The organism is Paenibacillus sp. LX16 (assembly GCF_036252815.1).
GTDB lineage: Bacteria > Bacillota > Bacilli > Paenibacillales > Paenibacillaceae > Paenibacillus > Paenibacillus polymyxa_B.
Map to the genome: position 1 here is coordinate 2,453,223 of NZ_CP141152.1, position 26,778 is coordinate 2,480,000.

The 26,778-nt window shown below is 47.2% G+C and carries 26 protein-coding genes (1 of these 26 cut by a window edge); 18 read left to right on the forward strand and 8 right to left on the reverse strand.

Annotated features, from left to right (window positions below; all coding sequences use genetic code 11):
* Positions 1-22: 22 nt before the first annotated feature.
* The 3 genes from T3H97_RS11300 to T3H97_RS11310 form a co-directional block, all read right to left on the reverse strand.
* Entirely contained in the window at positions 23-856 is an 834-nt protein-coding gene (locus tag T3H97_RS11300; RefSeq protein ID WP_328802560.1) for a class I SAM-dependent methyltransferase, read from the reverse strand.
* Between the two features lie 155 nt (positions 857-1,011).
* Positions 1,012-1,893, reverse strand: coding sequence for an Hsp33 family molecular chaperone HslO (gene hslO / locus T3H97_RS11305; RefSeq protein ID WP_328802561.1), 882 nt, complete (start codon positions 1,891-1,893; stop codon positions 1,012-1,014).
* Positions 1,894-1,924: 31 nt separating this feature from the next.
* A complete protein-coding gene (locus tag T3H97_RS11310) occupies positions 1,925-2,401 on the reverse strand; it encodes an RrF2 family transcriptional regulator (RefSeq protein ID WP_328802562.1) in 477 nt (158 codons plus the stop codon).
* Between the two features lie 245 nt (positions 2,402-2,646).
* Here T3H97_RS11310 and T3H97_RS11315 point away from each other — a divergent pair, with 245 nt between their 5' ends.
* From T3H97_RS11315 to T3H97_RS11350, 8 genes are all read left to right on the forward strand, one after another.
* Positions 2,647-3,660 (forward strand): LLM class flavin-dependent oxidoreductase, encoded by a 1,014-nt coding sequence (locus T3H97_RS11315; protein ID WP_328802563.1) that lies wholly within the window; start codon positions 2,647-2,649, stop codon positions 3,658-3,660.
* Between the two features lie 264 nt (positions 3,661-3,924).
* Positions 3,925-5,994: a bifunctional aldolase/short-chain dehydrogenase gene (locus tag T3H97_RS11320; protein ID WP_328802564.1), complete on the forward strand. Its 2,070-nt coding sequence runs from the start codon at positions 3,925-3,927 to the stop codon at positions 5,992-5,994.
* 341 nt (positions 5,995-6,335) lie between these two features.
* Positions 6,336-7,556 carry an L-rhamnose isomerase gene (gene rhaI, locus T3H97_RS11325; RefSeq protein ID WP_328802565.1) on the forward strand — a complete coding sequence of 407 codons (1,221 nt, stop codon included), beginning with the start codon at positions 6,336-6,338 and terminating at the stop codon, positions 7,554-7,556.
* Positions 7,553-9,028, forward strand: coding sequence for a rhamnulokinase (gene rhaB, locus T3H97_RS11330; RefSeq protein ID WP_328802566.1), 1,476 nt, complete (start codon positions 7,553-7,555; stop codon positions 9,026-9,028). Before rhaI ends, rhaB begins: the two co-directional genes overlap by 4 nt.
* Before the next feature lie 20 nt (positions 9,029-9,048).
* The gene (locus tag T3H97_RS11335; protein WP_023988422.1) at positions 9,049-9,807 is read left to right on the forward strand and encodes a DeoR/GlpR family DNA-binding transcription regulator; all 759 of its coding nucleotides are present in this window, start codon (positions 9,049-9,051) and stop codon (positions 9,805-9,807) included.
* 270 nt (positions 9,808-10,077) lie between these two features.
* Positions 10,078-10,806, forward strand: a complete 729-nt coding sequence (locus T3H97_RS11340; protein WP_328802567.1) for a (Fe-S)-binding protein — start codon at positions 10,078-10,080, stop codon at positions 10,804-10,806.
* Positions 10,803-12,323, forward strand: a complete 1,521-nt coding sequence (locus T3H97_RS11345; protein ID WP_328802569.1) for a LutB/LldF family L-lactate oxidation iron-sulfur protein — start codon at positions 10,803-10,805, stop codon at positions 12,321-12,323. The genes T3H97_RS11340 and T3H97_RS11345 overlap by 4 nt, the downstream gene beginning before the upstream one ends.
* Positions 12,316-13,071, forward strand: a complete 756-nt coding sequence (locus tag T3H97_RS11350) for a LutC/YkgG family protein (protein WP_328802570.1) — start codon at positions 12,316-12,318, stop codon at positions 13,069-13,071. The genes T3H97_RS11345 and T3H97_RS11350 overlap by 8 nt, the downstream gene beginning before the upstream one ends.
* A gap of 12 nt (positions 13,072-13,083) precedes the next feature.
* Here the strand turns inward: T3H97_RS11350 and T3H97_RS11355 are convergent, their stop codons facing one another.
* The 4 genes from T3H97_RS11355 to T3H97_RS11370 all read right to left on the reverse strand — a co-directional run bounded on the left by T3H97_RS11355 (position 13,084) and on the right by T3H97_RS11370 (position 16,832).
* Positions 13,084-14,190, reverse strand: a complete 1,107-nt coding sequence (locus T3H97_RS11355; protein WP_328802571.1) for a HAMP domain-containing sensor histidine kinase — start codon at positions 14,188-14,190, stop codon at positions 13,084-13,086.
* Positions 14,191-14,205: 15 nt separating this feature from the next.
* A complete protein-coding gene (locus T3H97_RS11360) occupies positions 14,206-14,907 on the reverse strand; it encodes a response regulator transcription factor (RefSeq protein ID WP_328802572.1) in 702 nt (233 codons plus the stop codon).
* Between the two features lie 110 nt (positions 14,908-15,017).
* Entirely contained in the window at positions 15,018-16,208 is a 1,191-nt protein-coding gene (locus T3H97_RS11365; protein WP_328802573.1) for an acyltransferase, read from the reverse strand.
* Between the two features lie 198 nt (positions 16,209-16,406).
* Complete coding sequence (locus T3H97_RS11370) at positions 16,407-16,832, reverse strand: CHRD domain-containing protein (protein WP_023988435.1); 426 nt, start codon at positions 16,830-16,832, stop codon at positions 16,407-16,409.
* Between the two features lie 168 nt (positions 16,833-17,000).
* Between T3H97_RS11370 and T3H97_RS11375 the strand changes: the two genes are divergently transcribed.
* The 3 genes from T3H97_RS11375 to T3H97_RS11385 all read left to right on the forward strand — a co-directional run bounded on the left by T3H97_RS11375 (position 17,001) and on the right by T3H97_RS11385 (position 19,251).
* Positions 17,001-17,423, forward strand: coding sequence for a hypothetical protein (locus T3H97_RS11375; RefSeq protein ID WP_013310155.1), 423 nt, complete (start codon positions 17,001-17,003; stop codon positions 17,421-17,423).
* Positions 17,424-17,651: 228 nt separating this feature from the next.
* Positions 17,652-18,812, forward strand: a complete 1,161-nt coding sequence (locus T3H97_RS11380) for a rhamnogalacturonan acetylesterase (RefSeq protein ID WP_328802574.1) — start codon at positions 17,652-17,654, stop codon at positions 18,810-18,812.
* Between the two features lie 115 nt (positions 18,813-18,927).
* Positions 18,928-19,251, forward strand: coding sequence for an MGMT family protein (locus T3H97_RS11385; protein ID WP_023988438.1), 324 nt, complete (start codon positions 18,928-18,930; stop codon positions 19,249-19,251).
* 156 nt (positions 19,252-19,407) lie between these two features.
* Here T3H97_RS11385 and T3H97_RS11390 read toward each other — a convergent pair whose 3' ends face one another.
* Positions 19,408-19,596 carry a hypothetical protein gene (locus T3H97_RS11390; protein WP_328802575.1) on the reverse strand — a complete coding sequence of 63 codons (189 nt, stop codon included), beginning with the start codon at positions 19,594-19,596 and terminating at the stop codon, positions 19,408-19,410.
* Between the two features lie 318 nt (positions 19,597-19,914).
* On the opposite strand from T3H97_RS11390, the gene T3H97_RS11395 reads away from it, so the two are divergent.
* The 7 genes from T3H97_RS11395 to glpX all read left to right on the forward strand — a co-directional run.
* Positions 19,915-21,078, forward strand: coding sequence for a TolC family protein (locus T3H97_RS11395; RefSeq protein WP_328802576.1), 1,164 nt, complete (start codon positions 19,915-19,917; stop codon positions 21,076-21,078).
* Between the two features lie 13 nt (positions 21,079-21,091).
* Positions 21,092-22,552: an efflux RND transporter periplasmic adaptor subunit gene (locus T3H97_RS11400; protein ID WP_328802577.1), complete on the forward strand. Its 1,461-nt coding sequence runs from the start codon at positions 21,092-21,094 to the stop codon at positions 22,550-22,552.
* A gap of 6 nt (positions 22,553-22,558) precedes the next feature.
* Positions 22,559-23,278: an ABC transporter ATP-binding protein gene (locus T3H97_RS11405; protein WP_250244945.1), complete on the forward strand. Its 720-nt coding sequence runs from the start codon at positions 22,559-22,561 to the stop codon at positions 23,276-23,278.
* Entirely contained in the window at positions 23,275-24,486 is a 1,212-nt protein-coding gene (locus T3H97_RS11410) for an ABC transporter permease (protein WP_328802578.1), read from the forward strand. The genes T3H97_RS11405 and T3H97_RS11410 overlap by 4 nt, the downstream gene beginning before the upstream one ends.
* A gap of 236 nt (positions 24,487-24,722) precedes the next feature.
* Entirely contained in the window at positions 24,723-25,337 is a 615-nt protein-coding gene (locus T3H97_RS11415) for a helix-turn-helix transcriptional regulator (RefSeq protein WP_223822107.1), read from the forward strand.
* A gap of 13 nt (positions 25,338-25,350) precedes the next feature.
* Positions 25,351-26,154: a pyruvate, water dikinase regulatory protein gene (locus T3H97_RS11420; protein WP_250244947.1), complete on the forward strand. Its 804-nt coding sequence runs from the start codon at positions 25,351-25,353 to the stop codon at positions 26,152-26,154.
* A gap of 136 nt (positions 26,155-26,290) precedes the next feature.
* Positions 26,291-26,778 carry the start of a class II fructose-bisphosphatase gene (gene glpX, locus T3H97_RS11425; protein WP_328802579.1) on the forward strand. The gene runs 490 nt beyond the window's last position, so 488 of the gene's 978 nt are visible here — the first part of the coding sequence; its start codon is at positions 26,291-26,293; the stop codon falls past the right edge of the window.

Below are 26,778 nucleotides of genomic sequence, written 5' to 3' on the forward strand. Positions count from 1 at the left end.
ATAGTTGTAGAGGTGATGAGCTTCAAGACTTGGTACCTACCGCCAGCATATGCGGGCTCATACCGATCACAGACTCCTGCTCTTCAACCTGCCGTGATATATCTAGCAAACGGCTGCGATGGGAAGGAACCGCCCACTTCTCTTCAAATCCGGGTGCAATCCAGATGGGACCTTCTACGCCCAATACACGAGGCTCCGGCAATCCAGCAGCCTGCCAATCTGCACGCAAGGTATCCGATGTATGAAAGTAGGAGCGCACGATAAAAGAGGGGTAAGCAGCAGGGCGCACATGCTGACCATCTGTCAGCTCCTGTCTGACCATATCCATGAACGCATCTTCCTCCACAATGGTATTGCGCTCGCCGTATACCGATAGTCCCCACAGTAGCGAACCAAACCTGGAAATAGCTGAAGTAATCAGCGTTCCCCCTTTTTTTAAGACACGCGCCGCTTCTTGCAGTGCTTTTACTCGTTCTTTCTGTTCCGTTAAATGATATAAAGGCCCCATTAATAGCACGATGTCCGCGCTTTCATCTTTACGATCAAGATTCCTGGCATCTGCGGTTTCCAGCTTGCTGATGATGGGGTTGTTCAGTTGCTGCTGACGAGCGAATTCAATGGCTTGGGGAGACAGATCAAACAGATGTACTTCATGCCCCAGCTCCGCCAGCCAGAAGGAGTAGACCCCTACACCGCCGCCAATATCATAAATGACTTGAGACGAACGGCTGACATAACGCGAAATGATTTCCTTCGATCGCTCTAGCTCTATTTTTCCGATTCCCCGCTCTAGTCTGCCTATTTCTGCACCGCCATCATAATAAGTCAAAATTTCATGCTCATCTTTTTCAAACATAGTACACCTCGCTCAGACGAATGGAATAATATAACAATAGCACTAACATCATGGGCAAGTCCACCGTGTTTAGGATTAAGAAACCATCGAAAGCATTGGGAAAGAAAAAAGCTGTTCCCCAGTAGCTAAACCTACTTTTTGGGAACAGCCCATATTTAAATGATGTTTGTTTCCAGCATGCCTTCGAGATCTTCTTTGGTAAGATGGTAGTGTGCGTTACAAAAGTGGCAATGAGCTTCAGCCTGTCCATCGGTATGGATCATATCTTCTATTTCCTTATTCCCTAAGCTGATAATGGCATTGGTAACGCGCTCTTCTGAGCAGGGACAATGAAATTGTACAGGCATGGTTTCCAGTATGTTCAGGTTGCTTTCTCCCAAAATCTGACCCAGAATCTGCTCTGGCGTAAGACCTTCCATGACCATTGCGGAGATGCTTGGAATGCTCTCAATGCGTCTCTCGATAAAACTGATAACCTCTTCTGGTGTATCTGGCATCAGCTGAATAATAAAACCTCCAGCCGCCTGAATAGAGTTATCCGGGTTAACAATAACTCCCGCTCCCACAGAAGAAGGAATTTGTTCGGATTGGACGAGATAAGATGTGAAGTCCTCGCCCAGTTCACCCGATATGAGAGGGACCTGTCCAACAAACGGGTGTTTTAAGCCGATATCTTTGGATACAATTAGCGCTCCATCTGTTCCTACAGCTCTGGCTACATCTAATTTCCCTATCTGATTAAGCTCAAAATGGGTTTGTGGATTTTTTACATAACCTCTAACTTCACCTTTGGAGTTGGTATCGACAAGAATAGTGCCGATAGGTCCGCCGCCATTAATCCTGATCGTCAGTTTATCCTCATCTTTAAGCATGGCTCCCAGCATGACGCCGACCGTCATAGAACGTCCCAATGCAGCCGATGCTGTGGGCCAGGTATAATGACGCCGTTGGGCTTCACTTACCGTTTCCGTTGTTCTCACGGTATAAGCCCGTACCTGGTTATTGTAGGCAAGAGCTTTTACTAAATAATCGTTCATGTTCATATTCCTTTCTGTTAATTAGAGTTCTTTACAAGACCATTTTTTCCTGAATCCAGTTTTCCAAAGAAGTAATTTTGTCATCATATCCTTCTTTAAAAAAGTCAGCGGATAGTGACGCGATGGTTTCTCTTTTCAGAACGGCCTTCCAGGAGGCTTCGGCTTCTTCCATTAAATTTGCCAGTAAACAACACTGATCGTCTTTCTTTAATTCAAACATTTCGTTGTATATACCACTGGAAGAATAAAGGGTTTGTTGTCCCTCAATCGCTAGATAAATATCAAATACCCGTATATCCTCAGGTTTTTTCTTTAATTTAAACCCGCCCTTGACACCAGGTACAGAAGTAATCAAATCGGAGCTAACCAATTTTCGTAACAGTTTATGAAAATAAGTAGGTGAAGCACCTAACTGCTGGCTAATGGCCTCCCCAGGTAAAACGGCTTTGTCCGGCAGCATCGTGAGTAGAAGAAGAGCGTAGACAGATTGTTCGACACCTGTTTTCATATGCACTAGCAATCACCTCAATATTAATAACCAGGCTAATGTGGATAAACATTATCCACATATATTGCATAATAGATGAGCTTTTCATAAAAGTAAACTGTTTTTGGACAAAAACTAAAAATTTAAATCATTTGCAATTCATAACGGGACATATTATCATAATTGACGTATCAATTGATAGGTCAAATAATTAAGGCATTGAGGAAAATTCGTAAAATAATATTTTGACAGGGGGTTTATATATAATGACTACGCGTAACGTTGCACTATCTATATTAGATCTTGCACCTGTCATTGAAGGCGGCACTCCTGCCGATTCCTTCCGCGACACGGTGGATCTTGCCCAGCATGCTGAACAATGGGGGTACCATCGGTACTGGCTAACGGAGCATCATAACATGCAGGCGGTCGCCAGTGCGGCTACGTCCGTGATCATTGGGCATGTAGCTGCACATACAAACAAGATTCGGGTCGGTTCAGGCGGTATTATGCTGGCTAACCATGCTCCGCTCATGATTGCAGAGCAGTTTGGAACGTTAGAGTCACTCTATCCGGGACGAATTGATCTGGGACTTGGCCGGGCTCCAGGCACGGACCAACCCGCGATGAGGGCACTGCGGCGAGGGCTTCACAGTACTGGGGAAGATTTCCCCGAGCAATTGAATGAGCTACGTTCTTACCTAAATCCAGCGCTAAACGGAGCCGTTCCGGGAGTAAGAGCAATTCCTGGAGAAGGGCTGGACATTCCCATCTGGCTACTGGGATCAAGTGGATTCAGCGCACAGCTGGCAGGTCAGCTTGGGCTGTCGTTCGCGTTCGCTAGCCACTTTGCCCCGGCTCATTTGCTACAGGCTCTGGAGTTGTATCATCGCAATTTTCGGCCATCCAAAGCACTGGATAAGCCATATGTGATGGTCGGTGTTAATGTGCTTGTTGCAGATTCTGATGAGGAAGCAAAATGGCTCTTTACCTCACAAGAACAACAGTTTCTAAATGTGCTGCGCGGGCACAGCGGTGGACTGAAGCCACCAGTGGATGACATGGAAAAGCTTTGGAGTGAGCACGAGAAGGAGATGGTTCGTGGTAATATGCTGGGGTATTCAGCCATCGGCAGTCCTGACACCGTCAAGCAAAAGATGGATTTGATAATCGACCAGACGAGAGCCAATGAGCTGATTACAACCTCTCAGGTATATGACCACCAGGCGCGCCTGCGCTCGTACGAGCTGCTAGCCAAGGTGATGCGTATAGTTGGGTAATTAGATGAGTTAAACGAATGAGGCCGTGCCAGAAAGGTTCTTATAACCGATTCTGACACGGCCTTTATTTTGTGCGTGGCAATGATCGTTTTACAAATGAATATATCCGTTTTTTAGATGGATAAAAATTAAAATTTATTTTTGATTATTTTTGTATTACTTATTTTCAAATCAAAACAAAAGTGTTATAGTCTCCATAAACAAATAATAACCACTGTAATAAAGCTTTTCAAAACTAAAACTGAACTTGGAGGTCTTTTTCCTATGGTACAAAGTCTGTGGATTTCTTCACAAGCATCTGAGCAGAAAAGCACGTTGGAACAGCTCGTATACCGTTCTAACCTGATTGGCACAGATAGGAGTGTGTGCAACTGGGGAGGCGGCAACACTTCGGCCAAAACGATGATACAAGATTTTCGTGGACGTGAAGTAGAAGTGATGTACGTTAAGGGCAGCGGTTCCGATCTCGCCACAATGAAAGCGCATAACTTCACAGGGCTTCGTATGGAGGATATTCGCCCTTTATTTGAAAGGGAAGATATGTCTGACGAGGATATGGTCGCATATTTGGCGAACTGTATGATAGATGCCAAGCATCCACGGGCTTCAATTGAGACGCTATTGCATGCTTTTCTGCCTTTTACACATGTCGATCATACACACCCGGACGCGATTATTAGCTTGTGCTGTGCGCACAACGGTAAGGAAATGGCTAAGGAAATTTTCGGTGACCGTTTTGTATGGGTGCCTTATATCCGTCCTGGCTTTAAGCTGTCGAAAATGATTGCCCAGGGTGTAATCGATCATCCACAAGCTGAATTGGTATTGATGGAAAAGCATGGTCTGGTTACGTGGGGAGACACATCCGAGGCGGCTTATGCCAAAACGATCGAAATCATCCAAGAAGCAGAAAGCTATATTAAAGCTCGTCAAGAGGAAAAGCAGGGGTTTGGAGGCGCAAAATATAAAGCGCTTACTTATGAAGAGCGCCGAAGCATTGCGTCCCAAGTTATGCCATCCGTCCGTGGTGCAGTCAGTGATGAGAAAAAGATGATCCTCACCTTTGATGACGCGGAGGATGTGTTGGAGTTTGTGAACGGCCCGGATTCTGCTGCTTTATCCCAGGTCGGGGCTGCGTGCCCGGATCATCTGGTCCATACCAAGATGAAGCCACTCTATGTAGATTGGACACCGGATGTGGAGGATGTAGTGGGCTTGAAAGTTAAGCTTGCCGAGGGTATAGCAGCCTATAAGGAGCAGTATCAAGCTTATTTCGAGCGCAATCGGCTTGAAGGAGATGTTATGTTTGAGGCTGCGCCACGTGTAATTTTGATTCCGGGTGTCGGTATGATCAACACAGGTAAAAGCTGGAACAATGCGCAGGTGAGCGGTGCTCTGTACCATCGGGCTATCGCTGTTATGCGAGGGGCAACGACGTTAGGAGAGTTTGTTTCGCTCAGTGAGAACGAGTCATATAACGTGGAATATTGGCCGCTGGAGCTTTATAAGCTGTCACTCGCGCCAGCAGAAGCTGAATTTTCCCGTAAAATTGCGTTCATTACAGGCGGTGCAGGCGGAATTGGCAGTGCAACCGCACGTCGTTTGGTGGATGAAGGCGCACATGTCGTACTGGCAGATCTGAATCTGGAAGGCGCGCAAAAGGTAGCCGCAGAGATAAATAGCAGCTACGGAGAAAACCGTGCCATCGCCGTAAAAATGGATGTGACGCAGGAGGAGCAAATTCAGGCTGCCTATGCAGAAACGGCATTGACCTATGGCGGTGTAGATATCATCGTCAACAATGCAGGGCTTGCTACATCCAGTCCGTTCGATGAAACATCGTTAAAGGAATGGAATTTAAATGTGAATGTGCTGGGAACGGGTTATTTTCTGGTTGCACGAGAAGCGTTCAAGCTCATGAAGGAGCAGACACTTGGCGGCAGCATGGTGTTCGTCGGCTCCAAAAACTCGGTCTACGCAGGAAAAAATGTAACAGCCTACAGCTCGGTCAAGGCGCTGGAAGCGCATTTAGCCCGTTGTATTGCCGCAGAAGGCGGTGAATATGGTATCCGTGTGAACACCATTTTGCCGGATGCCATTCTGCAAGGCTCGGCAATCTGGAACTCCAATTGGCGCAACGAGCGCGCTGCCGCCTACGGCATTGAGCCCGACCAACTGGAGGAGCATTACCGCAAACGGACGACGCTGCTGGTCAACATTTATCCACAGGATATCGCCGAGGGCATTGCCTTTTTCGCCTCATCCAAAGCGGAGAAAACGACAGGCTGTATGCTGACCATCGACGGTGGCGTCCCCGCAGCTTTTACACGGTAGTCAAATTAAAATGAACCTATGTAAGCGATATGACGATAGTTTCGAAGGGTTGTAAAACACCTTGGCAAACACGTAAATAAGTAATAATGCTTATTTACGTGTTTGCATCCTTTTATATACACACTAACACTTTAAAATAGAAGTGACTTTATGGATGGTCAGCAGCGGAGCGGGCGGAATTGTACTGAAGAAGCGATAGCGTTCGCCTTTATCCCCGGATTTTCACCTTTAATATGTTTTAGAAAATAAAAAAATCTAGGGATAACAGCGATTGGAAGAACAATCCGCACGCGAAGCGGCCTCCCCCCATAACTCACTTCATTTTCCAAGGAGGAACCACGATGAGTGACAAAGCGTACGCTTTATTCGAGGAGCAACAGCAGCAACGAGGCATTGACCTGGAGCAAGTAAAGTCAAAGTTGAAAGCGCTTAGTATAGAAACACCATCCTGGGGATATGGCGACTCAGGTACACGGTTTAAAGTCTTTCAGAAAACAGGCGTCCCGCGTGATCCGTTTGAAAAGTTGGAGGATGCCGCGCAGGTTCATGCTGTGACAGGCTTATGTCCATCCGTTGCGATCCACATTCCGTGGGATACAGTAGACAATTACGGCAAGCTTCGCAGTCATGCCGAAAGCCTCGGTTTGCGGATTGGGGCCGTGAATCCCAATCTGTTTCAAGACGAGGACTACATGCTCGGCAGTGTCACCAATGTAGACCCGGCCATCCGCCGCAAGGCCATCAACCATTTGCTGGAATGCGTGGATATTGCGAAGGAAACGGGCTCTAACGATTTTAGCTTATGGTTCGCAGACGGAACGAATTATCCCGGTCAGGGGGATATTCGCAAACGGAAAAATTGGATGCTGGAAGCGCTCAGTGAAATGTATAAGGCGCTCACACCTGACATGCGCATGCTGATTGAATACAAAGTGTTCGAGCCGGCCTTTTATCATACGGATATTGCCGATTGGGGCATGGCGTATAATTACGCGACTAAGCTGGGACTGCAGGCACAGGTACTGGTGGATACAGGGCATCATTTGCCGGGAGCCAACGTGGAGCATATTGTTGCGTTTTTAATTGATGAGAAGCGATTAGGTGGTTTTCATTTTAATAGCTACAAATATGCGGATGATGACCTGATTGTAGGTTCCGCCAATCCGTATGAGTTATTTTTGATCTTTTATCAGATTTTAAATGCGGCTCAGGATGTAGAAGCTGATATCCGCCAAACCGTGGACAAAATCGCATACTTAATTGATCAGTCACACAATATTGAACAAAAAATTCCGGCCATGATTCGCTCGGTGCTAAATGTGCAGACTCAATATGCGAAGGCGCTCCTGATCAATCATGCAGAAGTGGAGGAAGCGGCGAGCCGCCAGGATGTGCTGGGCGCAGAGAATGCTGTACGCCAGGCGTTTGAGTTTGATGTGGCACCATTGCTCAGAGCGATCCGTGAAGAGCAAGGATTACCTGCAGACCCGATGAAGGCCTACTTAGCGTCTGAGTATGGCACGCAGATTTTGCAAAGAGGTAAGGGTGGTGCAAGCTGGTGAGCATCCTCGCTTATGATTTGGGGGCAAGCAGCGGCAGAGTTGTGCTCGGAGAATTGACAGATTCACGTATAGTGGTGGAGGAAATCCATCGCTTTTCGAATGATCCGGTCAAGGTTGGGGAACGTCTGCACTGGGATCTGTTGCGTCTGTATCACGAGGTTCAGCAAGGATTGCTCAAAGCCAAGCATATGGGAGTGAATCCGTCCAGTCTTGCGATTGACTCTTGGGCGGTCGATTTTGGATTGATTGGGGAAACCGGGGAACTGCTGGGCAACCCTTATCATTACCGGGATTGGCACACCCATGGGGTGATGGAAGAAATACAGGGACGGCTGGGGAAAGAGTCCATTTTTCAGCGTACAGGCATTCAGTTTTTGACGTTTAACACGATTTATCAGCTGGCTGCTATGCGAAATGCGAGTTCACCGTTGCTGGAGCAGGCAAAGCATTTCTTAATGATTCCAGATCTGCTTCGGTATTTCCTGACAGGTGAAATGTACAATGAGTTTTCGAATGCGACCAGCACGCAATTATATAATCCGTTGCAGCAAAAATGGGATGATGAGCTTTTGTCTGGAATCAACATTCCCCGTTCCTGGTTTGGAGAGGTCCTAGAGCCAGGAAATGTTGCAGGAACGATCCGTTCCTCGGTCATGACCGATCTGGGCATCGGAGCGATTCCTGTGATTGCAGTAGCAGAGCACGATACAGGATCTGCTGTGGCTGCCGTACCTGCGCTGGAGCGCTCGTTTGCGTACTTGAGCTGCGGAACATGGTCCCTGATGGGAACGGAAACGGCACAGCCTGTAATCAATGACGATACGCTTCGTTTTAATTTTACGAACGAAGGTGGGGTCGGTCGAACTTACAGGCTACTTAAAAACATTATGGGCTTGTGGATTTTACAGGAGGCGCGCAGAGAGTGGGAGCGGCAGGGATCCTCCTATTCCTTCCCCGAACTGGTTCATATGGCAGAACAGGCTCCAGCATTCACTTCTTTGATTGACCCGGACGATGAACTGTTTCTGCACGCCGGGGATATGAAAACACGTATTCGCCAATATTGCCGCAACACTGGGCAGCCATTGCCCGAGACTCCGGGAGAAATCACGCGCTGTATTTTGGAAAGTCTGGCGTTAAAGTACCGTTACATCTTGGAGCTTACGGAGCGGGTGTCAGGACAACGGTTTAATGGTTTGCATATGGTCGGAGGAGGGATTCAAAATCGCTTGTTGTGTCAATGGGCGGCCAATTCGATTCAAAAACCAGTGTGGGCAGGACCTGCAGAAGCGAGCGCAATCGGCAATCTTGCGGTACAATGGATGACACAGGGAAAGTTCGCCGATATATGGGAAGCACGCCGGGTCATCGCAGATTCTATTTCCGTGAAGGAATATGAACCTGCCGAGTCAGAAGCGTGGGAGGATGCCTACGGGCAATTCCGGCGGGTGGCGGGACTTTTTGTACATTAAAGATGTGGAGTGAGATTGTCATGCTGGTCGCAGAAAGATATGAGATGATTGTGCAGCTCGTTAATGAAAAAGGAAGCATACGGGTGTCCGAATTGAGTGAGTTGTGCAAAGTAACGGAGGAAACGATCCGCCGTGATCTGGACCGCCTGGAGCAGGCGGGACGACTGCGCCGTTCGCATGGGGGAGCGGTCAGTGTCAAAAACGAGCAACCTGAAACGCCCTATGCGGTACGGGAAATTATGAACGCAGAGGAAAAGCGTAGGATTGCCGAAGAAGCGGTCAAGCAGATTCAGCCGAATGATCGTATTTTGCTGGATGCTAGCACAACCGCCTGGTATATGGCGTCAAGCTTACCGGATATTCCTTTGACAATATTAACAAATTCGATTCGGGTAGCTACAGAGCTCGCGGGTAAGGAAAAAATCGAGGTCATTTCGACGGGGGGGCAGTTGCTTCAACGCTCGTTGTCATTTGTAGGCCCGCTCGCAGAGCGTTCACTAGAAACCTATTATGTGGATAAATTGTTTTTCTCCAGCCAAGGGGTTCATCTGGATCGCGGTATTAGCGAATCGAATGAACTGCAAGCTCGTTTGAAGCAGAAAATGGTCAGCATTGCAGACCGTGTGATTTTACTGGCGGATGCGAGCAAATTTGGACAGCAGGCGTTTACGCATGTCGTGAACCTGTCGCAAGTGTCCGAGATCATTACAGATTCACGGTTGTCGGACCCGATTCGCAGTCAACTTGCGGAGCTGGCTATTCCAGTTACGGTTGTGTGAATATAAAAATGCCTAGGTGGAGGGTGTCGCTCCGCGTTTCATTTGCTCTTACGATCGCTGGTGCAGTGGGATTCTTTGATGATATAAAAAAGTTATAAGTGAGAATCCCAATGCAAGCTTCTAAATTATCACTTCCCCGGATTTTTAGCATTGAGTAAAAAATCTGGGGGCAACAGCGATGGGAAGCACCATCCGACTGCGCATTGGCACCAAAGGTAACTTTTCAGTTATAAAGTAATAGCAATTCCATGGACGGAAGGGGTGTTCCGTATGAAGGTATCTTTATTTATTACCTGCCTGAGTGATGCGATTTATCCCAAGGTGGGGGAAGCGATGGCACGCTTGCTTGCCAGATATGGTGTTCAGCTGGATTTTCCGAAGGTGCAGACATGCTGCGGACAGCCGTCCTATAACAGCGGCTATTGGGATGAAACGAGGGTTGCGGCCAAAACGATTTTGAAAGCGTTTAACGACAGCGATTTTGTCGTATCTCCTTCCGGCTCCTGCACATATATGATTCATCATTACCCGGAGTTGTTTAAGGATGAGCCCGAGTGGCTCGATTCGGCACGGAGGCTGGAGCAAAAGACGTACGAGTTTACGCAATTTATGGTGCAGGTGCTTGGCGTGACCGATGTGGGCGCGTCTTTTCCGCATACGGTAACCTACCATCCGTCTTGCCATGGCACACGTTTGCTCGGTGTGAAGGAGGAACCGATGAAGCTGCTTGGCAGTGTAAAGGGGCTGCAATTAGTACCACTTCCCTTTGCTGAGGACTGCTGTGGCTTTGGCGGGACTTTCGCGGTGAAAATGCCGAATATTTCGGGAGCGATGGTGACTGAAAAAGTGAACCACATCAGGGAGACCGAAGCCGAGGTACTGGTCGGACTAGATATGGCCTGCTTGATGAACATTGCAGGAAATCTCCGGTATCGGGAGGAACCAGTTCGGGTCATGCATCTGGCTGAGCTGCTGTACGAAGGGGTGAAACGCGCATGACCGTCGTACACTCACATTCCATGAACCAAAAGGTCAAAAAACGCGCAGAGCTGGCCCTCAATGATGATTTTCTGCGGAATGCAGTTCGTTTCACTACAGAGCGGCTGCGCAACGGTAAGCGGGTGGCCTCAGAACAGCACGGAAATTGGGAGGAATGGCGTGAGCGCGGGCGCCAAATTCGTCTTCATACCATTGCCCATCTGGACTATTACTTAAATCTATTTGTAGAAAATGCCCGCGCCAACGGGGTGCATATCCATTTTGCCGACACAGCAGCCGATGTCGTACGTATTACACTGGATATTGCTGCGCATAGCCAAGCACGTTCCGTCGTCAAATCCAAGTCGATGGTGTCGGAGGAGTTACATTTGAATCAGGCGCTGGAGGGTGCGGATATCGAGACGATTGAAAGTGACCTCGGTGAATATATTATTCAACTGGCAGGAGAGCCCCCGTCTCATATCGTCATTCCGGCGATTCACAAAAACCGTTATCAGATTGCCGAACTGTTATCCAAAGAAGCAGGGGAGAAACTGTCCGCGGATACGACGATTTTGGCAGGCTTTGTACGCAAAAAGCTACGCGAAAAGTTTCTAGAAGCGGATATTGGAATGACTGGGTGTAATTTTGCCATCGCCGAGACAGGCTCCATGGTCCTGTTTGAAAATGAAGGCAACGCACGAATGGTATCCACTTTGCCCAAAACGCAAATTACGCTGATGGGCATGGAACGGATTATTCCATCCTGGACGGATTTGGAGGTCATGGCTACATTACTGCCACGATCCGCTACCGGACAGAAGCTGACCATGTACATGTCCGGTATTTCAGGCCCTCGGCGCAGCCAGGATGCCGATGGGCCTGACGAAATGCACATCATCATCGTAGATAACGGACGTTCACTACAGCTAGGCAATCCCGAGTTTCAAGAGTTGCTGAATTGCATTCGCTGTGGGGCTTGCCTGAATGCCTGTCCGGTGTACCGACACATTGGCGGGCACGCGTATGGTGGGACATATAGTGGCCCTATCGGTGCAGTGCTTACGCCTGCCCTTCATGGCAACATTGAAGAGTGGAACGATATTGCGAGTGCGTCCAGTCTGTGTGGTGCGTGTTATGAAGCCTGTCCGGTCAAAATACCGCTGCATGATATGCTGGTATATTTGCGTAGACGCAAGGTGGAGGCGGGACAAGGAGATAAGCTGGAAACGGCAGGAATGAAAGGTTTTGCGCTAGTGGTTTCAAGCTCGAAGCGATTCGCAGCGGCGATTCGGCTAGGGCAGATTGCACAGAAAGCGGTCGTCCGTAAGGGCGAAGTTACCCTTAAGCTGGGCCCCCTAAAGGGATGGAATACGTACCGTGTAGCTCCCTCTCTGGCGAAAAAATCCTTTCGTCAGCAATGGAACACGCTGGAGCATAAGCTGGAGCAGGAACGCAACGTGATGCAGCTGGATGTTCTCAGCCGAATGGAGAAGATTTTGGCAGATAGAAGTAAAGGAGGGACGCAGTATGAGTGAACAGAGTAATCCTTCTGCGCAAGCAAAAGCAGTCCATGAAGCGTGGCTTCATCAAATGGAAGTTGAATCCCGTGCCAAGCAAGTACGCTTTATGGACGGCATCGCGACGCGGCTCAAGCGTCCACGACAGACGGAGCCGCCAGTTCAGCCGTTTCGTGGGGCACCTGCATTTTGGCACGAATTCGAATGGAGCGCGGAGCGGCGCATCGAGGAGTTCACCGCCAACTTTACAAGTGTTGGCGGGCATGTCGTGCGTCTGCCGGATTTGGAGCAGACCGCAGGCTGGATCGCGCTTAAAGCGCGAGAGCTGGGAGCGGCCTATATCGTCCGGCAGAATGAGCCGGACCTGGATGCGCTCCAGCTGGAATCGGCGCTGCCGGAAGTCCGTTTATCGGTGTGGAACACCGATCCAGTCGAGGACTGGAAGGCCCGTGCCGCCGAGGCGGATATCGGCATCGTCATCGCCGACGAAGCGGCTGCTTACACCGGTTCGGTAGCGGTGCTATCCTCGCCGGAGAAAGGCCGCGCGGTTAGCCTTTTGCCGACCGTACTGATCATTCTTCTGCCAGTAGAGCGCTTGCGAACACGACTGGGCGAGATTCTAAGCCGCTTTGACGAAGTCGGGCGTGAGCAGCTGCCCGCAGGCATTCATTTCATTACTGGACCGAGCCGCTCGTCAGATATTGAAAATGATTTGACAATTGGCGTGCATGGACCCGGCATCGTCTATACGTTGTTAGTGGGCTAGCGTGTAGACCGCCTAACGAGCATGATAGAGGGGAAAACGGGTTTCAAAATCTGTTTGTCTGCGATTACTCCTAACCGAAATGTGGCCATCGTGCAACTCGGTAATACTTTTTGTAATCGCAAGGCCCAGTCCGGTGCCTCCGGTTTCCTTGGAACGTGATTTATCCACCCGGTAAAACCGTTCAAACAAGTGCGGGACATCTTCCGCAGGAATTGGGGGGCCATAGTTGGTGCAGATTACCACCGCCTCGTCGTCTTCGCGTCCTATGGTGATATCGAGGCGTTTGCCGTCTTTTCCGTATCGAATAGCGTTGGAAAACAAATTTTCATACAGGCGTACCAGCTCGTCGGTATCGGCTAGAATCCGAACAGGCTCGACGATTCGGACACGGTAGGACATGTCCGCCTGTTCCAGCGAGGGTACAAATTCCTCAGCAAGCTGAGTGAGCAATTTGCCGAGATCTACAGGCTCCAGTTCCAGTGGCAGGCTGCCACCGCTCACACGCGTGTATTCAAACAGCTCGTCGATCAGCTTCTTAAGCGTCAATGACTTTTCATAAGCAATGTTCACATAATAGCGCAGCTCAATTTCATCCCGATAGCGGTCGGTTTCAATATATTCCAAAAAGCCGATCACGGATGTTAGCGGGGTACGAAGATCATGAGATACGCCGGTGATTAGGTCGTTTTTGGCTTTGGCGGAAGCCCGTTCTTCTTCCAGTGAGAGACGGAGCTTGTCCGCCATGGTGTTCATATTTTTCGCCAAGGTACCCAGCTCGTCCGCTGAAGAAACAGGAATCGTATAGGACAGATCTCCATCAGCAAACTCCTGCATCCCCGTCGTAATTTCGCGAAGGTAACCAATCGTATTTTTGGTAAAAAGGAAAAAGAAATAAATATATGTAGGTAGCCCGCCTACCAGCACGATTAGTGGGGACCCAATGTGATTTACGGTCCAGCGAACCAGACGGGTGCCAAAAAATGAACGCGAAGGATTCAGCCATAGTAGCAAAGATGCTCCATAATAAAACACCATCAAAATCAGTCCGGTTAGAGCGAAAGCAGCAAGGCTAAGGGCTGCCAGTTTCCATCCTAACGTATCATATCGTTTTGCCTTCAAGACGTGAATCCTCCATTAATCGAATTTTTCCATTTTGTAGCCGATGCCCCACACCGTTTTTAGATATTTGGGTTTTCTCGGATCAGCCTCAATTTTCTCGCGAATTTTACGCACATGAACCATCAGCGTGTTGTTGGACTCCAGAAATTGCTCTTTCCACACTTTTTCATAGATCTGCTCCATGCTCAGCACTTGACCACGATTACGGGCCAACAGCTCGACAATGGCAAATTCTCGTGGGGTCAGCTTAATGGATTCTCCGGCGAGAGTGACCTCATGCGTAGCAGAATTAATGGAGAGTTCATCCAGTATCATTTCATGCTCCAATACAGGGGAGGAATGGGTATATTTCCGTACTCTACGCAGCTGGGATTTAATGCGTGCCACCAGTTCCAACGGGCTGAACGGCTTAGTGACGTAATCATCGGCCCCAACGCTGAGTCCTGTGATTTTGTCCATATCTTGTCCCTTCGCAGACAACATAATAATCGGAAAATGCTCGGTTTCCCTGATCTTCATGCAAGCTTCAACCCCGTCCATATTGGGCATCATCACATCAAGTACCATCACATCTATCGATTCCCGACTGATTTGCTCCAGAGCTTCCAGTCCGTCTCGTGCCATAAGCAGTCGATATCCTTCATTTTCCAAATAAATTTGCATCAGCTTAATAATTTCAGGCTCATCGTCTACTAATAAAATGGTTCCGTTATGCATGGCTCGTGCATCCTTTCTGTTCTTTATAGCAGTATACAATATGGCGTATTATATACATTTTTAAAGATGGAGGCTATGGACACTCTTCTCAGTTCGCTTGCTTGGGGACGTCAGCCTTTGGATAGTGCTGTTTCAGTTGAAGAAATACGGTTTTCTTGCTTGAATTGTCTTTTTTCTATTCCCGGTAGTTGACCGAACAGGATCCAAGCAAATGGCAGGAAACGGGAGATGGTCGACACGACGAGCCAAGAGCAAAGAAGTGCAAAGAAAAAACCTCCAGCGTACCACACATGAATAAGCTGCGGAGAACCGATATGTGGTGAAAACTGCCGATACAGAAGCAGGAAAAACGGATGAATCAGATACACACCAAAGGATAGTGTGCCCAGACGTTCCAGCTTGCGAGTGACAAAGGAATGTTGTCGTCTATACATTAAAAAGGAAATCTGTAGTATTACCAGCGTGCTAGACAGGCTGTACATACTATACATAAGTTCAAAAACTAGCGAATTGTACGAGATTCCGTACATTCTATTTTTGTACCACATATAGACATGTATGGTGGCTGAAATCAGCCATAAAGCCCAAATTGCGATCCATGTCAGTACTCGGGCAACGCTTCCTTCTCCCTTACGCATCAGAAACCACGTTCTCAGCTGCGGATAGTAGTAACCGAGAGCAGCGCCCAGCATGTAGCAGGCTATATAAGACAGTGCCCAACTGCCCTTATTTTGAACCTGAAATAGAAATTTATTTCCAATAATAAATGACCATTGTACCAACAGCCCAAGGACAACAGACCATTGTGAAAGTTGCCGATAATGCTGGAACAGCCACAGTACGAATGGAAATGCAAGATAGAATTGCATCATGATAAAAATATAATATAAATGAGTATAAGCTTTGCCTGTTGCCAGTTTCAGAGCAAAGCTCTTCGCAAGTGTAGCTATATTCCATGGTTCGGAGCTACCAGCCGTAAGGGACAGGAAGAAATAAAACAGAGAGAACATGACATAAGGTAAGAGGATGTACAGCAATCTCTGCTTATAAAAGCGGCTTAAGAGCTGTCGTCCCATCAGACGATCCTTGTAGTTGTAGAACAGCACCATGCTGCTAAGCGCGATAAATACGGGGGTTCCATACTTCATCAACACATTGAGCGCATTGTATACAACATAAAGACTGGAATTTGTAAGCTGAACCGTTGCATAAGAAGTGGCGTGTACCATCAAGACGGCTAAAATCGCCATGGCTCTGACCAACTGCAATTCGGGAATTTTTTCTTTGGTCTTAGGCTTCATGAGCTTCATTTCCTTTCAGGAGTGAACTGTATCTTGTTGAACTCTTTCTATTAAAAGATAAAGTTCTTAACAACCTGAAAGGGAACGGCTTAAGAAACACTTATGAACTTCTTAACTTTTGTTAAGAAATAAGAAAAGAACTTCCATAGCCTCAAAATGAGTGGCATGGAAGTTCTTTTTTATACTCATGTTGATTCGTTATTTGCAACGTTTGATAGGTGCGCGTCTAATCTGTCCACGAATGGCACCGTTCGGATGACGGATCGTGTGGACATTGACGTAGGCATTGCCCTCTCTAATTTGGCACACCAAATCATAAATGGTTCTGCCTCTGAGTGGACCGGTAAGATCACATGCACGGAGCACGCCGCTAACGACGCCTCTTCTAACGGTTATCCCAAACTTCGAAGGACCAAACAGTGTAGCAACAACAGGGCCATTTTCACCTCTTCGTCCCAGATGAATATGCGCTTCGGTTACCCGTGAGATATTGCGCACAGTCAGTTCAAAGCTTAATTGTTGGCTCGTTGGACGGTAACGAAACTCGGCTGTTCCTGTCGCATTTGTTCTGACAGGAGGCACTTCATTAGCTCCCCTTAAGGTGGCTCTAAACTTATTAGACATGACATCCCTCCTTTCCCAGTGTTGGTTTAGTGTATTCACAGGGCCAGAGAAAGGGCTGCACATTAGCCTATCCATCAGAAGTTGTGTGTTTTACAAGTTATTCAGTCCAAGCACAAAACAAACTTTTTCATAGTCTATGAGTATCTGGTAGAGAGAGGAGGAGAAACCATGGGAACATTTATTGATGGGAGAACATCCCAAAATGCTTCGACAGCTAACTCTATTGCCATTCCGATCACGGTTTTGAATACACCTCAATTGTTTGGGCAGATCGGATTAAACACACTGGGGGCTACAGGTACGCCAAGGGTTCTGCTTAAAGGAACCATATCGCTTCAACTTCCGCTTGCTTTAGTCGGAATAACGATCACTATTGTAAGAGGTACCCTGGTAACTGACCCTGTTGTTTATTCGGCCACGTCAACTTTTAGTTTGAGTTTATTGGCTCCACAAGTTATTGCATTCTCAGCCGATGACTTTAACCCACCGATTACAGAACAATTGGTTTATACCGCTTTTGTTTCTGCTAACCTGCTGGGTACCATACGAGTAGGTCCAGAGAGCTTTGACGGAATTTTGGTTGCGGATTAATATAGTAATTTTGATATGACGAAATATCGCTTCATGAAGCTTCGCAGATGTAACTGCGAAGCTTTTTTGTGTACAAGTACAAGTTTCAGCTTAACGAATAAACTACTTATCTTTTGCATAAGAATTACATAGGCATAACCCTGCAACAATGGATAGAATTTTATGAATGCGCTTACAAAAAAATATTCTTTGCTTCGCACAATTAAAAGTCTGGAGGAGGAATGAAGAATGAAGTGGAAAAAAGGATTGACTGGCATGCTTTTAGCAGCTTTTTTATGTGGTGCACCAGGTGTGGGCATAGCTACGCCGGCACATGCATCCGCTAGCGAGTACAAGTTTGATTTTGGCGGAGGTACGGTCGAAACGGGTTATACCGGAGTGAGCGCTTCGCTGTCCTATGACTTAGCACGTGGCTATGGCTTTCGTACTCCTGAGAATATGCGCAATGTCAGTGCTTCGGGGACTGGAGTGGCAAGTGATGCGGTACGGTTCCTGGCTACAGGTACGAAAAGCGAGAATACTTTTGACGTTGATCTTCCTCCTGGTTTGTATGAGGTGTCGATTACTTTAGGAGATACTTCTCGTTCAAGTATTGCGACTGAAGGGGTGTATCAGGTCATTAATATGACAGGGAATGGGGCCAAGGATCGCTTTCAAATTCCAGTGACAGACGGACAGCTAAATCTGCTGGTTACTGAAGGCAAAGAGGGCGCGGTCTTCACACTCAGTGCATTGGAAATCAAGCAATTATCTAGTAATCCGGTTACGAATCGAACGATTTATATCGGTGGAGATTCTACGGTTTGTAACTATTATCCACTAGATAGCAGTGTGCAAGCGGGATGGGGTCAACTGCTGCCAGAGTTTGTGAACACGAATACTTTTCAAATTCGCAATATGGCGTCAGGAGGCCAAATTGCTAGAGGCTTCCATCAGGATGGACAGTTGGAGGCCATCGTTCAATATATCAAGCCGGGGGATTATTTTATTCTCCAATTGGGTATTAATGACACCAATCCAAAGCATAACGAAAGCGAAGCGGAGTTTAAGGACTGGATGCGGGATATGATCCGGCAGGTGAAGGCTAAGGGGGCGACGGTAATCCTATCAACTCCGCAAGGACGAGCCACTGACTTTAATGCTAACAATGTACACAACGCAGAAAATAGATGGTATAGAAGCGCTATTTTGGCGCTGGCTCAAGAGGAACAAACGCCTTTAGTCGACCTGAATGTTCTTAGCTCAGCTTATTTCACTTCTATTGGTAAAGACGCTACACTGGCCTTGTATATGAACGGCGATACACTCCATCCAAACTATGAAGGTGCAAGGGAACTGGCCCGATTGGTGGCACAGGATTTAAAAGGACAGGGTCTAAGCGGATTCTAAATTTAAATTATGGGTTTTCCCCTGTTTCTTACATTTGTAGGAGCAGGGGTTTTTAGCATCTGTTCAGGGTGCTATAATTATTGAAAAAGCAATAGTAATACGGAGGAATTAGAACATGCAGCCTTTCACTGCCCGTGTGCTTCAAATTATACTGTTGATCCCTGAGGGAAAAGTAATGACTTACGGCCAAATTGCGGCAGAGGCCGGAAGCCCAAGAGGTGCCAGACAGGTGGTGCGGATTTTGCATACATTGAGCCAAAAACACCGACTTCCTTGGCATAGAGTAGTCAACCGTTTGGGGGAGATTGCTTTGCAGGAGGATGAGTCCGCATCCCTGCAGCGTCTGTATTTGGAGGAGGAAGGCATACGTTTTAATGAAAGTGGGCGAATTCCACTGGATCAATATCTCTATGATCCGCAGGCGGAGATGGAAGAATAGGAACGGAACGAGCTATGCGGTTTTATATTAGGTTTGATCATCACAAAGATCCGGGACAAATCAATTACCGATTTGTCCCGGATCTTTTTCATCTAGCATACGAAGCAGATAACTAGAGGTAATCTGTTATTTATAACATAAGATTCACTTGTCATTTTATCCGATAAGATGCTGCTGATCCCGTTGGGCAAGGTGAAAAGAAATGCTGTTCATCAGCGGTATATCGTTATTTTTTCGGGCTTCCCGGATGAGTTGTTTCTTTTTTTGTTCTGATTCACGTAAAAAGCGGGTCATCCACAAATCAGACGGTTCGTTAGTGGTTGTCATGCAAGATTCTTTTATCATCTATTAACCCTCCCAGTGAGCGGCTGTTATTCTTTCTCTAGTATATGTTCCAAACCTTAATAGATGCTGTTGGTTTCCTTAAAATTAGCTGAAAATCAGGTAAAGTTCAGGTAAAAATAGGCTGAATCGATATCTGATTGGACGAAAAGTAGTATAAAGCGAATAATTTGGAAGTAAAGGTTACAAAAATGTATTGTTTTGACACCTTGTACCAACATAAACCTGAAAGTACAATTAGAATGCAAAGAGTTCGTGGAAATTTATGTCGAAAAGAATGGAAATGATTCGAAGAATCACCGAAAGGGGAGAGATTCATCTATGAAGCAAAAAGCGGCTGCCGTGCTGCTTGTATTGTCCTTATCATCAGGCTTGGCCTCCACTGTACAGGCTGATAGTTTATCAGGAAATGTAGCATCAAGCACGTCAGTTAGTCCATCCGCTGGGACTACATCGAAGACATCATCCGCAACGGGTCAGTTTTTACCTACATTGACAATCAAGCAGGCTGCGGAATGGGCACAGACGAACAGTTACAATACGCGTACCGCCGAACGGGACGTAGAGCGTCGCAGAATGGAACTGAAAAATGCAGAAAAGGATCTGGGCAATTCGCCTGTCGATTTTATAGACAATGAGTATGTTGATGATGAAACGTCATGGAGAAATTACAGCTCCTCGACGCTATCTTATCTAGCCAGCAAAAAGCTGGCGCAGTTTGCCAAAGACCAGATTTATTTTAATGTGATGAAAAGCTATCAAAGTGTGTTCGTGGCAGAGAATCAGGTGAAAAATGATCTAGAAGCGCTTGAAATCGCCCAAGCGGAGGAAAAGATTGCACTTGCCAAATTTGCGCGCGGCAAGCTGTCTGAGTATGCAAAAAACGAGAGTACACAGGCCAGAAGCCAGGCTCAGCAAACAGTAGAGCAGGGGGAAATTGCGCTGCAAAAATCCAGGGATGCTCTGAACTTCCTCATGGGACAACCTAACGGAACAGCCTATGAAATGGTGGATCGACCCGTGTACAAGGAACCCAAAAAACTGGATATCGAATTACATATACAACAGCTGACAGACATGAATCCGAATTTATGGAAGCTGGAGGATAGTATCAAAACTTCGGAGCTCAATGTGAGATACTTCGATTTTAACAACGGTGCAGGTGCTTACGATCTAGCTAAAATGGATGTCGATACAGCCAAAGAAGAGCTCGCCAAAGGTCAAAAGGATTTTGCCGAATCACTCCGCAATTTGTATGCCACGGTTAAGGAAAACCAAAAGAAATATGTACAACTGGAAGAAAGCTTGCGTACGGCAAAAGAGGCCTTGGAGTTATCACGCAAAAAGTGGGCCAGAGGTCTAATTATCGAGACGGAGTTGAAAAATAATCAGCTAAAAGTGAACCAGATTGAACGACAAATGGAAGAGCTGGTGATCGAGTTGGATCAAAATGAGTATACGTTGAACAAGCCATGGAGCACATAGGGAGGAAAAGGCGTTGGCAGAAACGGTTTTAAATGATGCTTTAATCAAGTTACGGAAAAAACGGAGAAAAAAGTGGATCTGGACTGCAATTGTTCTACTGGTTGTAGGTGGAGGCGGAGCGGCAGTATATCTGAATCTGCCCAAAGAGCAGGCGGCACCTTTAGTTCAGGATGAGACGCTTAAAGTAGAGCGCGGCGATGTGAGTGAGAAGCTGGACACGTCCGGCACTGTGCAAGCATCCAAGGAAGTGAAGTTAAACTTCACGAGTGCAGGTGATAACAAGCTGGCAGCGGTAAATGTGAAAGCCGGGGACAGGGTGAAAAAAGGACAGGTGCTGGCTCTTCTGGACAGTTCAGAAATTAAAATGCAAATTCAGACTGCGTCTGATACTTTGGAAATATCCAAGGCCAAGCTGGCTGAATTGGAAAAAGGTCCGAAGGCAGAGGACATTGAAATTCAGAAGACAAATGTACTTCGGGCCAAAATGGCTATCGATACAGCGCAAGAATCATTTGAGTTGGAAGAAGCCGAAAGTCAAAAGAAAACTTCCCAAAAGCAGTTGGAACAGGCGCGAAAGGCATATGAAGACCAAAAGTTTTTACATGATGCCGGGGCGGTGTCCAACAGTGAATTGGAGCAGGCAGAGCAAGCACTGGATAAAGCACAGACGGACTATGATGGTCTGGATCTGCAGTTCCGCAAAATCATGTCGCAAAAACGTCGCACCATTTCAGAAGCTGAAATCGGATATCGTACGGCAATGGCAGAGCTTCGCAAAATTCAGGTTCCGGCTGATGCATCCAATATTCAAGCCTCACGGATAGAGGTTCGAAGACAGGCGACGGAACTGGAGCAGAAGAAAAATGAATTAAACAAGCTTCAGGTCACAGCACCTTGGGACGGAGTGATCTTGAAGGTGAACGGAGATGTGGGGACCAGTCCGACCGCTCCATTCATTGTCATGAATAACTCGGATTCCAACGATCTTAAGGTAGTTGTAAAGGTAAGTCAAACCGACATTGTCAAAGTAAAGAAGGGTCTTTCAGCCGTGTTGACTACCAACGCCTATCCGGGTGAAACTTTTCCAGGGAAGGTGCAATTCGTCTCACCGGAAGCCTCTACGGATGAAGGGATGACGACGTATCTGATGGAACTGTCTGTCCATGACCCGAAAGGCAAGCTCAAAACAGGCATGATTATGAATGTGGCCGTTATTTTGGGAGTACACAAAAATGTACTGTTCGTACCTGCGACTGCGCTGAGATCCGAAGGGGGACAGGATGGCGTGTATGTTTCCGCTAATAATGCTGTAAATCCAGGGGCGCGCACTTTCAAGCCCGTAGAACTCGGATTTTATACGCCAGATCGAGTCGAACTCAAGTCAGGTGTAAAGGAAGGTGACACGCTTATTGTGCCTGCTCCTGAACCTCCGCCGGACCCTTCCGCCATGGGCGGCATGCAGGGAGGCTTTTAAACGGGTATGAGATACGTCATTCAGATTGAGGATTTGAAAAAAGTGTATCAGGTCGGAGATCAGGAAATTCATGCCCTGCGTGAGGTACAACTTGATATTGCTGACGGTGATTTTGTTGCGATCATGGGACCGTCTGGATCAGGCAAGTCCACGATGATGAATGTCATCGGCTGTCTGGATTTACCTACATCGGGACAATTTTATTTGGACGGCTATTCGATATTAGATGCCCGCGAGGATGAACTGGCTATTATACGTAATCAGAAAATCGGATTTGTATTTCAAAAATTCCATTTGCTCCCGCGAGCAACGGCTTTGGAGAATGTGGAACTGCCCATGATCTATGCGGGTATTTCTGCCAAGGAGCGTCGTTTGCGGGCAATGGAGGCCCTTACTAGCGTAGGTCTAGGCGATCGGATGAACAATAGGCCGAACGAATTGTCAGGCGGTCAGCAGCAGCGGGTATCCATTGCGCGCGCACTTGTGAACAATCCGGTTATTCTCTTGGCGGATGAACCGACAGGCGCATTGGACTCCAAAACTAGTGTTGAAATAATGGGGATTTTTCAGCGTCTGAATGATCAGGGGAAAACGGTTGTATTGGTTACTCATGATCAGGAGGTTGCGGAATACGCCAAGCGTCTGATTCATTTTCGAGATGGGCGGATTGAAGAGGATCAGCCTGTTGGGAAACGAAGAATGGCGGTAGAGGAAGTGAAGGCATGAAGTTTAAGGAAATTATTCGTGTATCGCTCAACAGTTTGCGAACCAACATGCTGCGATCTTTGCTGACCATGGTGGGCATTATTATCGGAGTGGCCGCTGTGATTATGATTGTAGCCATCGGTAAAGGATCAACGGCTACGATTACATCTCAGATCAACAGTATGGGAAATAATCTGCTGATGATCTATCCTTATGCTCCATATGATGGGTCCAGCTCCATGTCGTTCAATCAGACGAAAGGAATATCTCTGGAAGATATCGATGCGCTAGAGCAGCAAAAAGCAGTAGCAGAGGTAGCGCCAAGTGCCATGACCAATGCAGATATTACGTGGAGCCGCAATAAGGTCAGCGGGCAAATTGAGGGGACTTCGCTGGCATTTGTTCATGTGAGAAAGCTGTCGCTAGCTCAAGGTAGGTCGTTTACCCACTATGAAGTGGATAAACGAATGAATGTGGCTGTGCTTGGGAGTGATGCGGCCCGTAATATTTTTGGTCCGGATGCCTCCAGAGCGGTCGGTGAGACGATCATGATCAAACAGCTTCCTTTTAAGGTGGTTGGTGTGCTGGCATATTCCAATTCCAATATGAGTAACAGTGGTCAGCAGGTATATGTACCGATTACAACGGGGATGGAACGGCTAGGCAATATGAGTATTCAGCAGGTGAATGCCTCTGCAACAACAGAGGAGAAGATTAGTCAGGCAAGTGCTGAAATTCGGCAGGTGCTACGTGTCAGACATGAGCTAAAGCCATCAGAGGGTGATGATTTTCAGATCATGACCCAGACGGAAATCTTAAAAACAGTGTCCGGGGTTGATCGGATTATGAATATGTTGCTGGCCGGTGTAGCTGCAATTGCGCTTGGCGTTGGTGGTGTCGGCATTATGAATATTATGCTGGTGTCCGTCACGGAACGCACGAGGGAGATCGGGATTCGCAAAGCGATTGGTGCGCAACGCAGTGATATAATGCTGCAGTTTGTGGCTGAGGCTGTTTTTCTCAGTCTGATGGGGGGACTGGTTGGCGTAATGGTGGGTCTCGGAGGTGCAAAGCTGCTCGAGAAATTCGTCCAAATGCCGATTGTGTATTCGATAGAGCCCGTGCTGTACTCTTTTCTGTGCTGTATGGCAGTCGGGGTGTTGTTCGGAGTATATCCGGCGCGGAAGGCATCGAAGCTACGTCCGATTGATGCTTTAAGATACGAATAAGGGAGCGGGTACTTCGCCTTACTCGAAAGAGTAAGGTGTAAGTACCCGCTTTTTGTGTGTAATAAGTGTTTTAAATGATGGAAAGACATGAATAAACACTTTAATTTTATATATATGATGTTTTATATGATTTTAGAGGTTGATTTATTGTTATATATGACGTATTATATTCAATATCAGATCGAAAGAAAAAAGGAGGGACGTTCATCATCGACCTTACGGCAAGACAAGTAGAAATTTTAAACATCGTACAAAAGCATGCGCCGATTACCGGGGATCAGATTGCGGAAATGCTTAATCTCAGTAAGGCGACCATTCGGACCGACTTATCCAAATTGGGCATTCTGAATTACATAGATGCAAAGCCCAAGGTCGGATATTTTGTTGGAAAGCGGGGCACGCCGAACCGGGAGGAAAAATTCCGGCTGTTGCAAATGAAGGTCGGCGATCTTCATGGGGTTCCAGTCATCGTACGTGAAACAACAACGATTCAGGAAGCTGTCGTGGCTCTCTTTTTGGAAAATGTGAGCAATTTGATCGTCACCGATGAAGACGGAGATTTGGCAGGGGTAGCTTCCCGCAAGGATTTGCTTAAGGTAACTTTAGGGAATCCCAATGCAGCAACCATTCCTGTCAGCCTTGTGATGACTCGACAGGCGAATGTTGTCACCGTTTCCCCAGAGGATACGGTATTAGAGGCAGCACGCAAAATTATTGCCCGTCAAATCGACAGTCTGCCTGTCGTCGTCCCTTCCGACTCCGACAAACCAGGGGAGCATTGGAAAGTCGTGGGACGCATTACAAAAACGAATATTATTAAAATGTTGCTCGATATGGTAGCAGAGGATTAATGGGAGGAATCGAATGGTTCAGACGAGCAGTCATTTTATAGCGATCTGTTCAGACTCGATTGGCGAAACGGCAGAAGCTGTCGTACAGGCGACCATGCGCCAATTTGAGTTACCAGACACAGAGATCAAAAGATTTATGAACGTGAGGGATGAAGACGAGCTGAGCCGGGTGATGGAGGAAGTTGCCGAGCGTAAAGGCTTTGTAGCTTATACGCTGGTACAGCCGGAATTGAGAGAGGCGATGAAAGAGGAGGCTGTCCGGTTGAATGTACGGGCTGTCGACATTATGGGACCGATGATGCAGGCGTTTGCCGATACGTTCCATAACGATCCCAAAGAGAAGCCTGGTCTGCTACATCGACTGGACGACAACTATTTTCGCCGTGTAGAGGCCTTGGATTTTGCGGTTCAATACGATGATGGCAAAGATGTGAGCGCCATTCTTAAAGCGGATATTGTATTGCTTGGGGTATCCCGTATTTCCAAAACCCCTTTATCCATGTTTCTCGCGCATAAAGGTTATAAAACGGTCAACATACCGGTTGTACCGGAGCTGACACCCCCTGTTCAGTTGAAGGATGTTCAGCGTGGTCGAGTGTTCGGATTAACGATCGAGCCAGAGTTGCTGTTGAAAATACGCAGTGAGCGACTAAAGGTTATGGGGCTTCCTAATAATGTGCAGTATGCTACAGCGACGAGGGTGGAAGAGGAAATAGCGTATGCGCAGTCTTTGTTTAAAGAGCTGAATTGTCCGGTTATTGATGTTACAGATAAGGCGATTGAAGAGACGGCAGGTTTGATTATCAGAATGTTATAGAGCCTAGTAGCTGCTCATATAACTAAAAATTAAAATCGTAGGATACAGGAGTTTAATAGATAAATAGAAAGATTGCAGCAAAGGTGCCCTAAATTTAAGGGTAACAATTATTTTTAGGAGAGGTGGAGGGATAGGTATGGAGAGTCAAATGGCATTGGAATTCGTTCGGGTAACAGAGGCAGCGGCACTGCAATCAGCACAATGGACAGGGCGTGGAGATAAGAATAGCGCGGACGAGGCGGCTACGGTAGCCATCCGCACTCATTTTAATGCGGTATCCATGGACGGCACGGTCGTCATTGGCGAAGGCGAAATGGATGAGGCTCCCATGCTGTATATCGGAGAAAGAGTAGGCAATCGTAGAGGACCGGCTATGGACATTGCTGTCGATCCACTAGAGGGAACCGAAACAGTAGCAAATGGTTTGAATAACGCTCTGTCGGTCATTGCTGCTGCACCTCGTGGTAGTCTACTCCACGCTCCAGATATGTACATGCAAAAAATGGCCGTTGGCCCGGCATTGGCTGGAAAGCTGTCACTTGAGGACCCAATCCCAACTACATTGTCAAAAGCTGCACGAGTACTCGGTAAATCCTTGTCTGATCTTACCGTGTCCATTCTGGA

Coding starts and splice junctions, on each gene's coding strand:
- T3H97_RS11300 (WP_328802560.1), bottom strand. CDS start 856: ATGTTTGAAAAAGATGAGCATGAAATTTTGACTTATTATGATGGCGGT.
- hslO (WP_328802561.1), bottom strand. CDS start 1,893: ATGAACGATTATTTAGTAAAAGCTCTTGCCTACAATAACCAGGTACGG.
- T3H97_RS11310 (WP_328802562.1), bottom strand. CDS start 2,401: ATGAAAACAGGTGTCGAACAATCTGTCTACGCTCTTCTTCTACTCACG.
- T3H97_RS11315 (WP_328802563.1), top strand. CDS start 2,647: ATGACTACGCGTAACGTTGCACTATCTATATTAGATCTTGCACCTGTC.
- T3H97_RS11320 (WP_328802564.1), top strand. CDS start 3,925: ATGGTACAAAGTCTGTGGATTTCTTCACAAGCATCTGAGCAGAAAAGC.
- rhaI (WP_328802565.1), top strand. CDS start 6,336: ATGAGTGACAAAGCGTACGCTTTATTCGAGGAGCAACAGCAGCAACGA.
- T3H97_RS11335 (WP_023988422.1), top strand. CDS start 9,049: ATGCTGGTCGCAGAAAGATATGAGATGATTGTGCAGCTCGTTAATGAA.
- T3H97_RS11340 (WP_328802567.1), top strand. CDS start 10,078: ATGAAGGTATCTTTATTTATTACCTGCCTGAGTGATGCGATTTATCCC.
- T3H97_RS11345 (WP_328802569.1), top strand. CDS start 10,803: ATGACCGTCGTACACTCACATTCCATGAACCAAAAGGTCAAAAAACGC.
- T3H97_RS11350 (WP_328802570.1), top strand. CDS start 12,316: ATGAGTGAACAGAGTAATCCTTCTGCGCAAGCAAAAGCAGTCCATGAA.
- T3H97_RS11360 (WP_328802572.1), bottom strand. CDS start 14,907: ATGCATAACGGAACCATTTTATTAGTAGACGATGAGCCTGAAATTATT.
- T3H97_RS11365 (WP_328802573.1), bottom strand. CDS start 16,208: ATGAAGCCTAAGACCAAAGAAAAAATTCCCGAATTGCAGTTGGTCAGA.
- T3H97_RS11370 (WP_023988435.1), bottom strand. CDS start 16,832: ATGTCTAATAAGTTTAGAGCCACCTTAAGGGGAGCTAATGAAGTGCCT.
- T3H97_RS11375 (WP_013310155.1), top strand. CDS start 17,001: ATGGGAACATTTATTGATGGGAGAACATCCCAAAATGCTTCGACAGCT.
- T3H97_RS11380 (WP_328802574.1), top strand. CDS start 17,652: ATGAAGTGGAAAAAAGGATTGACTGGCATGCTTTTAGCAGCTTTTTTA.
- T3H97_RS11385 (WP_023988438.1), top strand. CDS start 18,928: ATGCAGCCTTTCACTGCCCGTGTGCTTCAAATTATACTGTTGATCCCT.
- T3H97_RS11390 (WP_328802575.1), bottom strand. CDS start 19,596: ATGATAAAAGAATCTTGCATGACAACCACTAACGAACCGTCTGATTTG.
- T3H97_RS11395 (WP_328802576.1), top strand. CDS start 19,915: ATGAAGCAAAAAGCGGCTGCCGTGCTGCTTGTATTGTCCTTATCATCA.
- T3H97_RS11405 (WP_250244945.1), top strand. CDS start 22,559: ATGAGATACGTCATTCAGATTGAGGATTTGAAAAAAGTGTATCAGGTC.
- T3H97_RS11410 (WP_328802578.1), top strand. CDS start 23,275: ATGAAGTTTAAGGAAATTATTCGTGTATCGCTCAACAGTTTGCGAACC.
- T3H97_RS11420 (WP_250244947.1), top strand. CDS start 25,351: ATGGTTCAGACGAGCAGTCATTTTATAGCGATCTGTTCAGACTCGATT.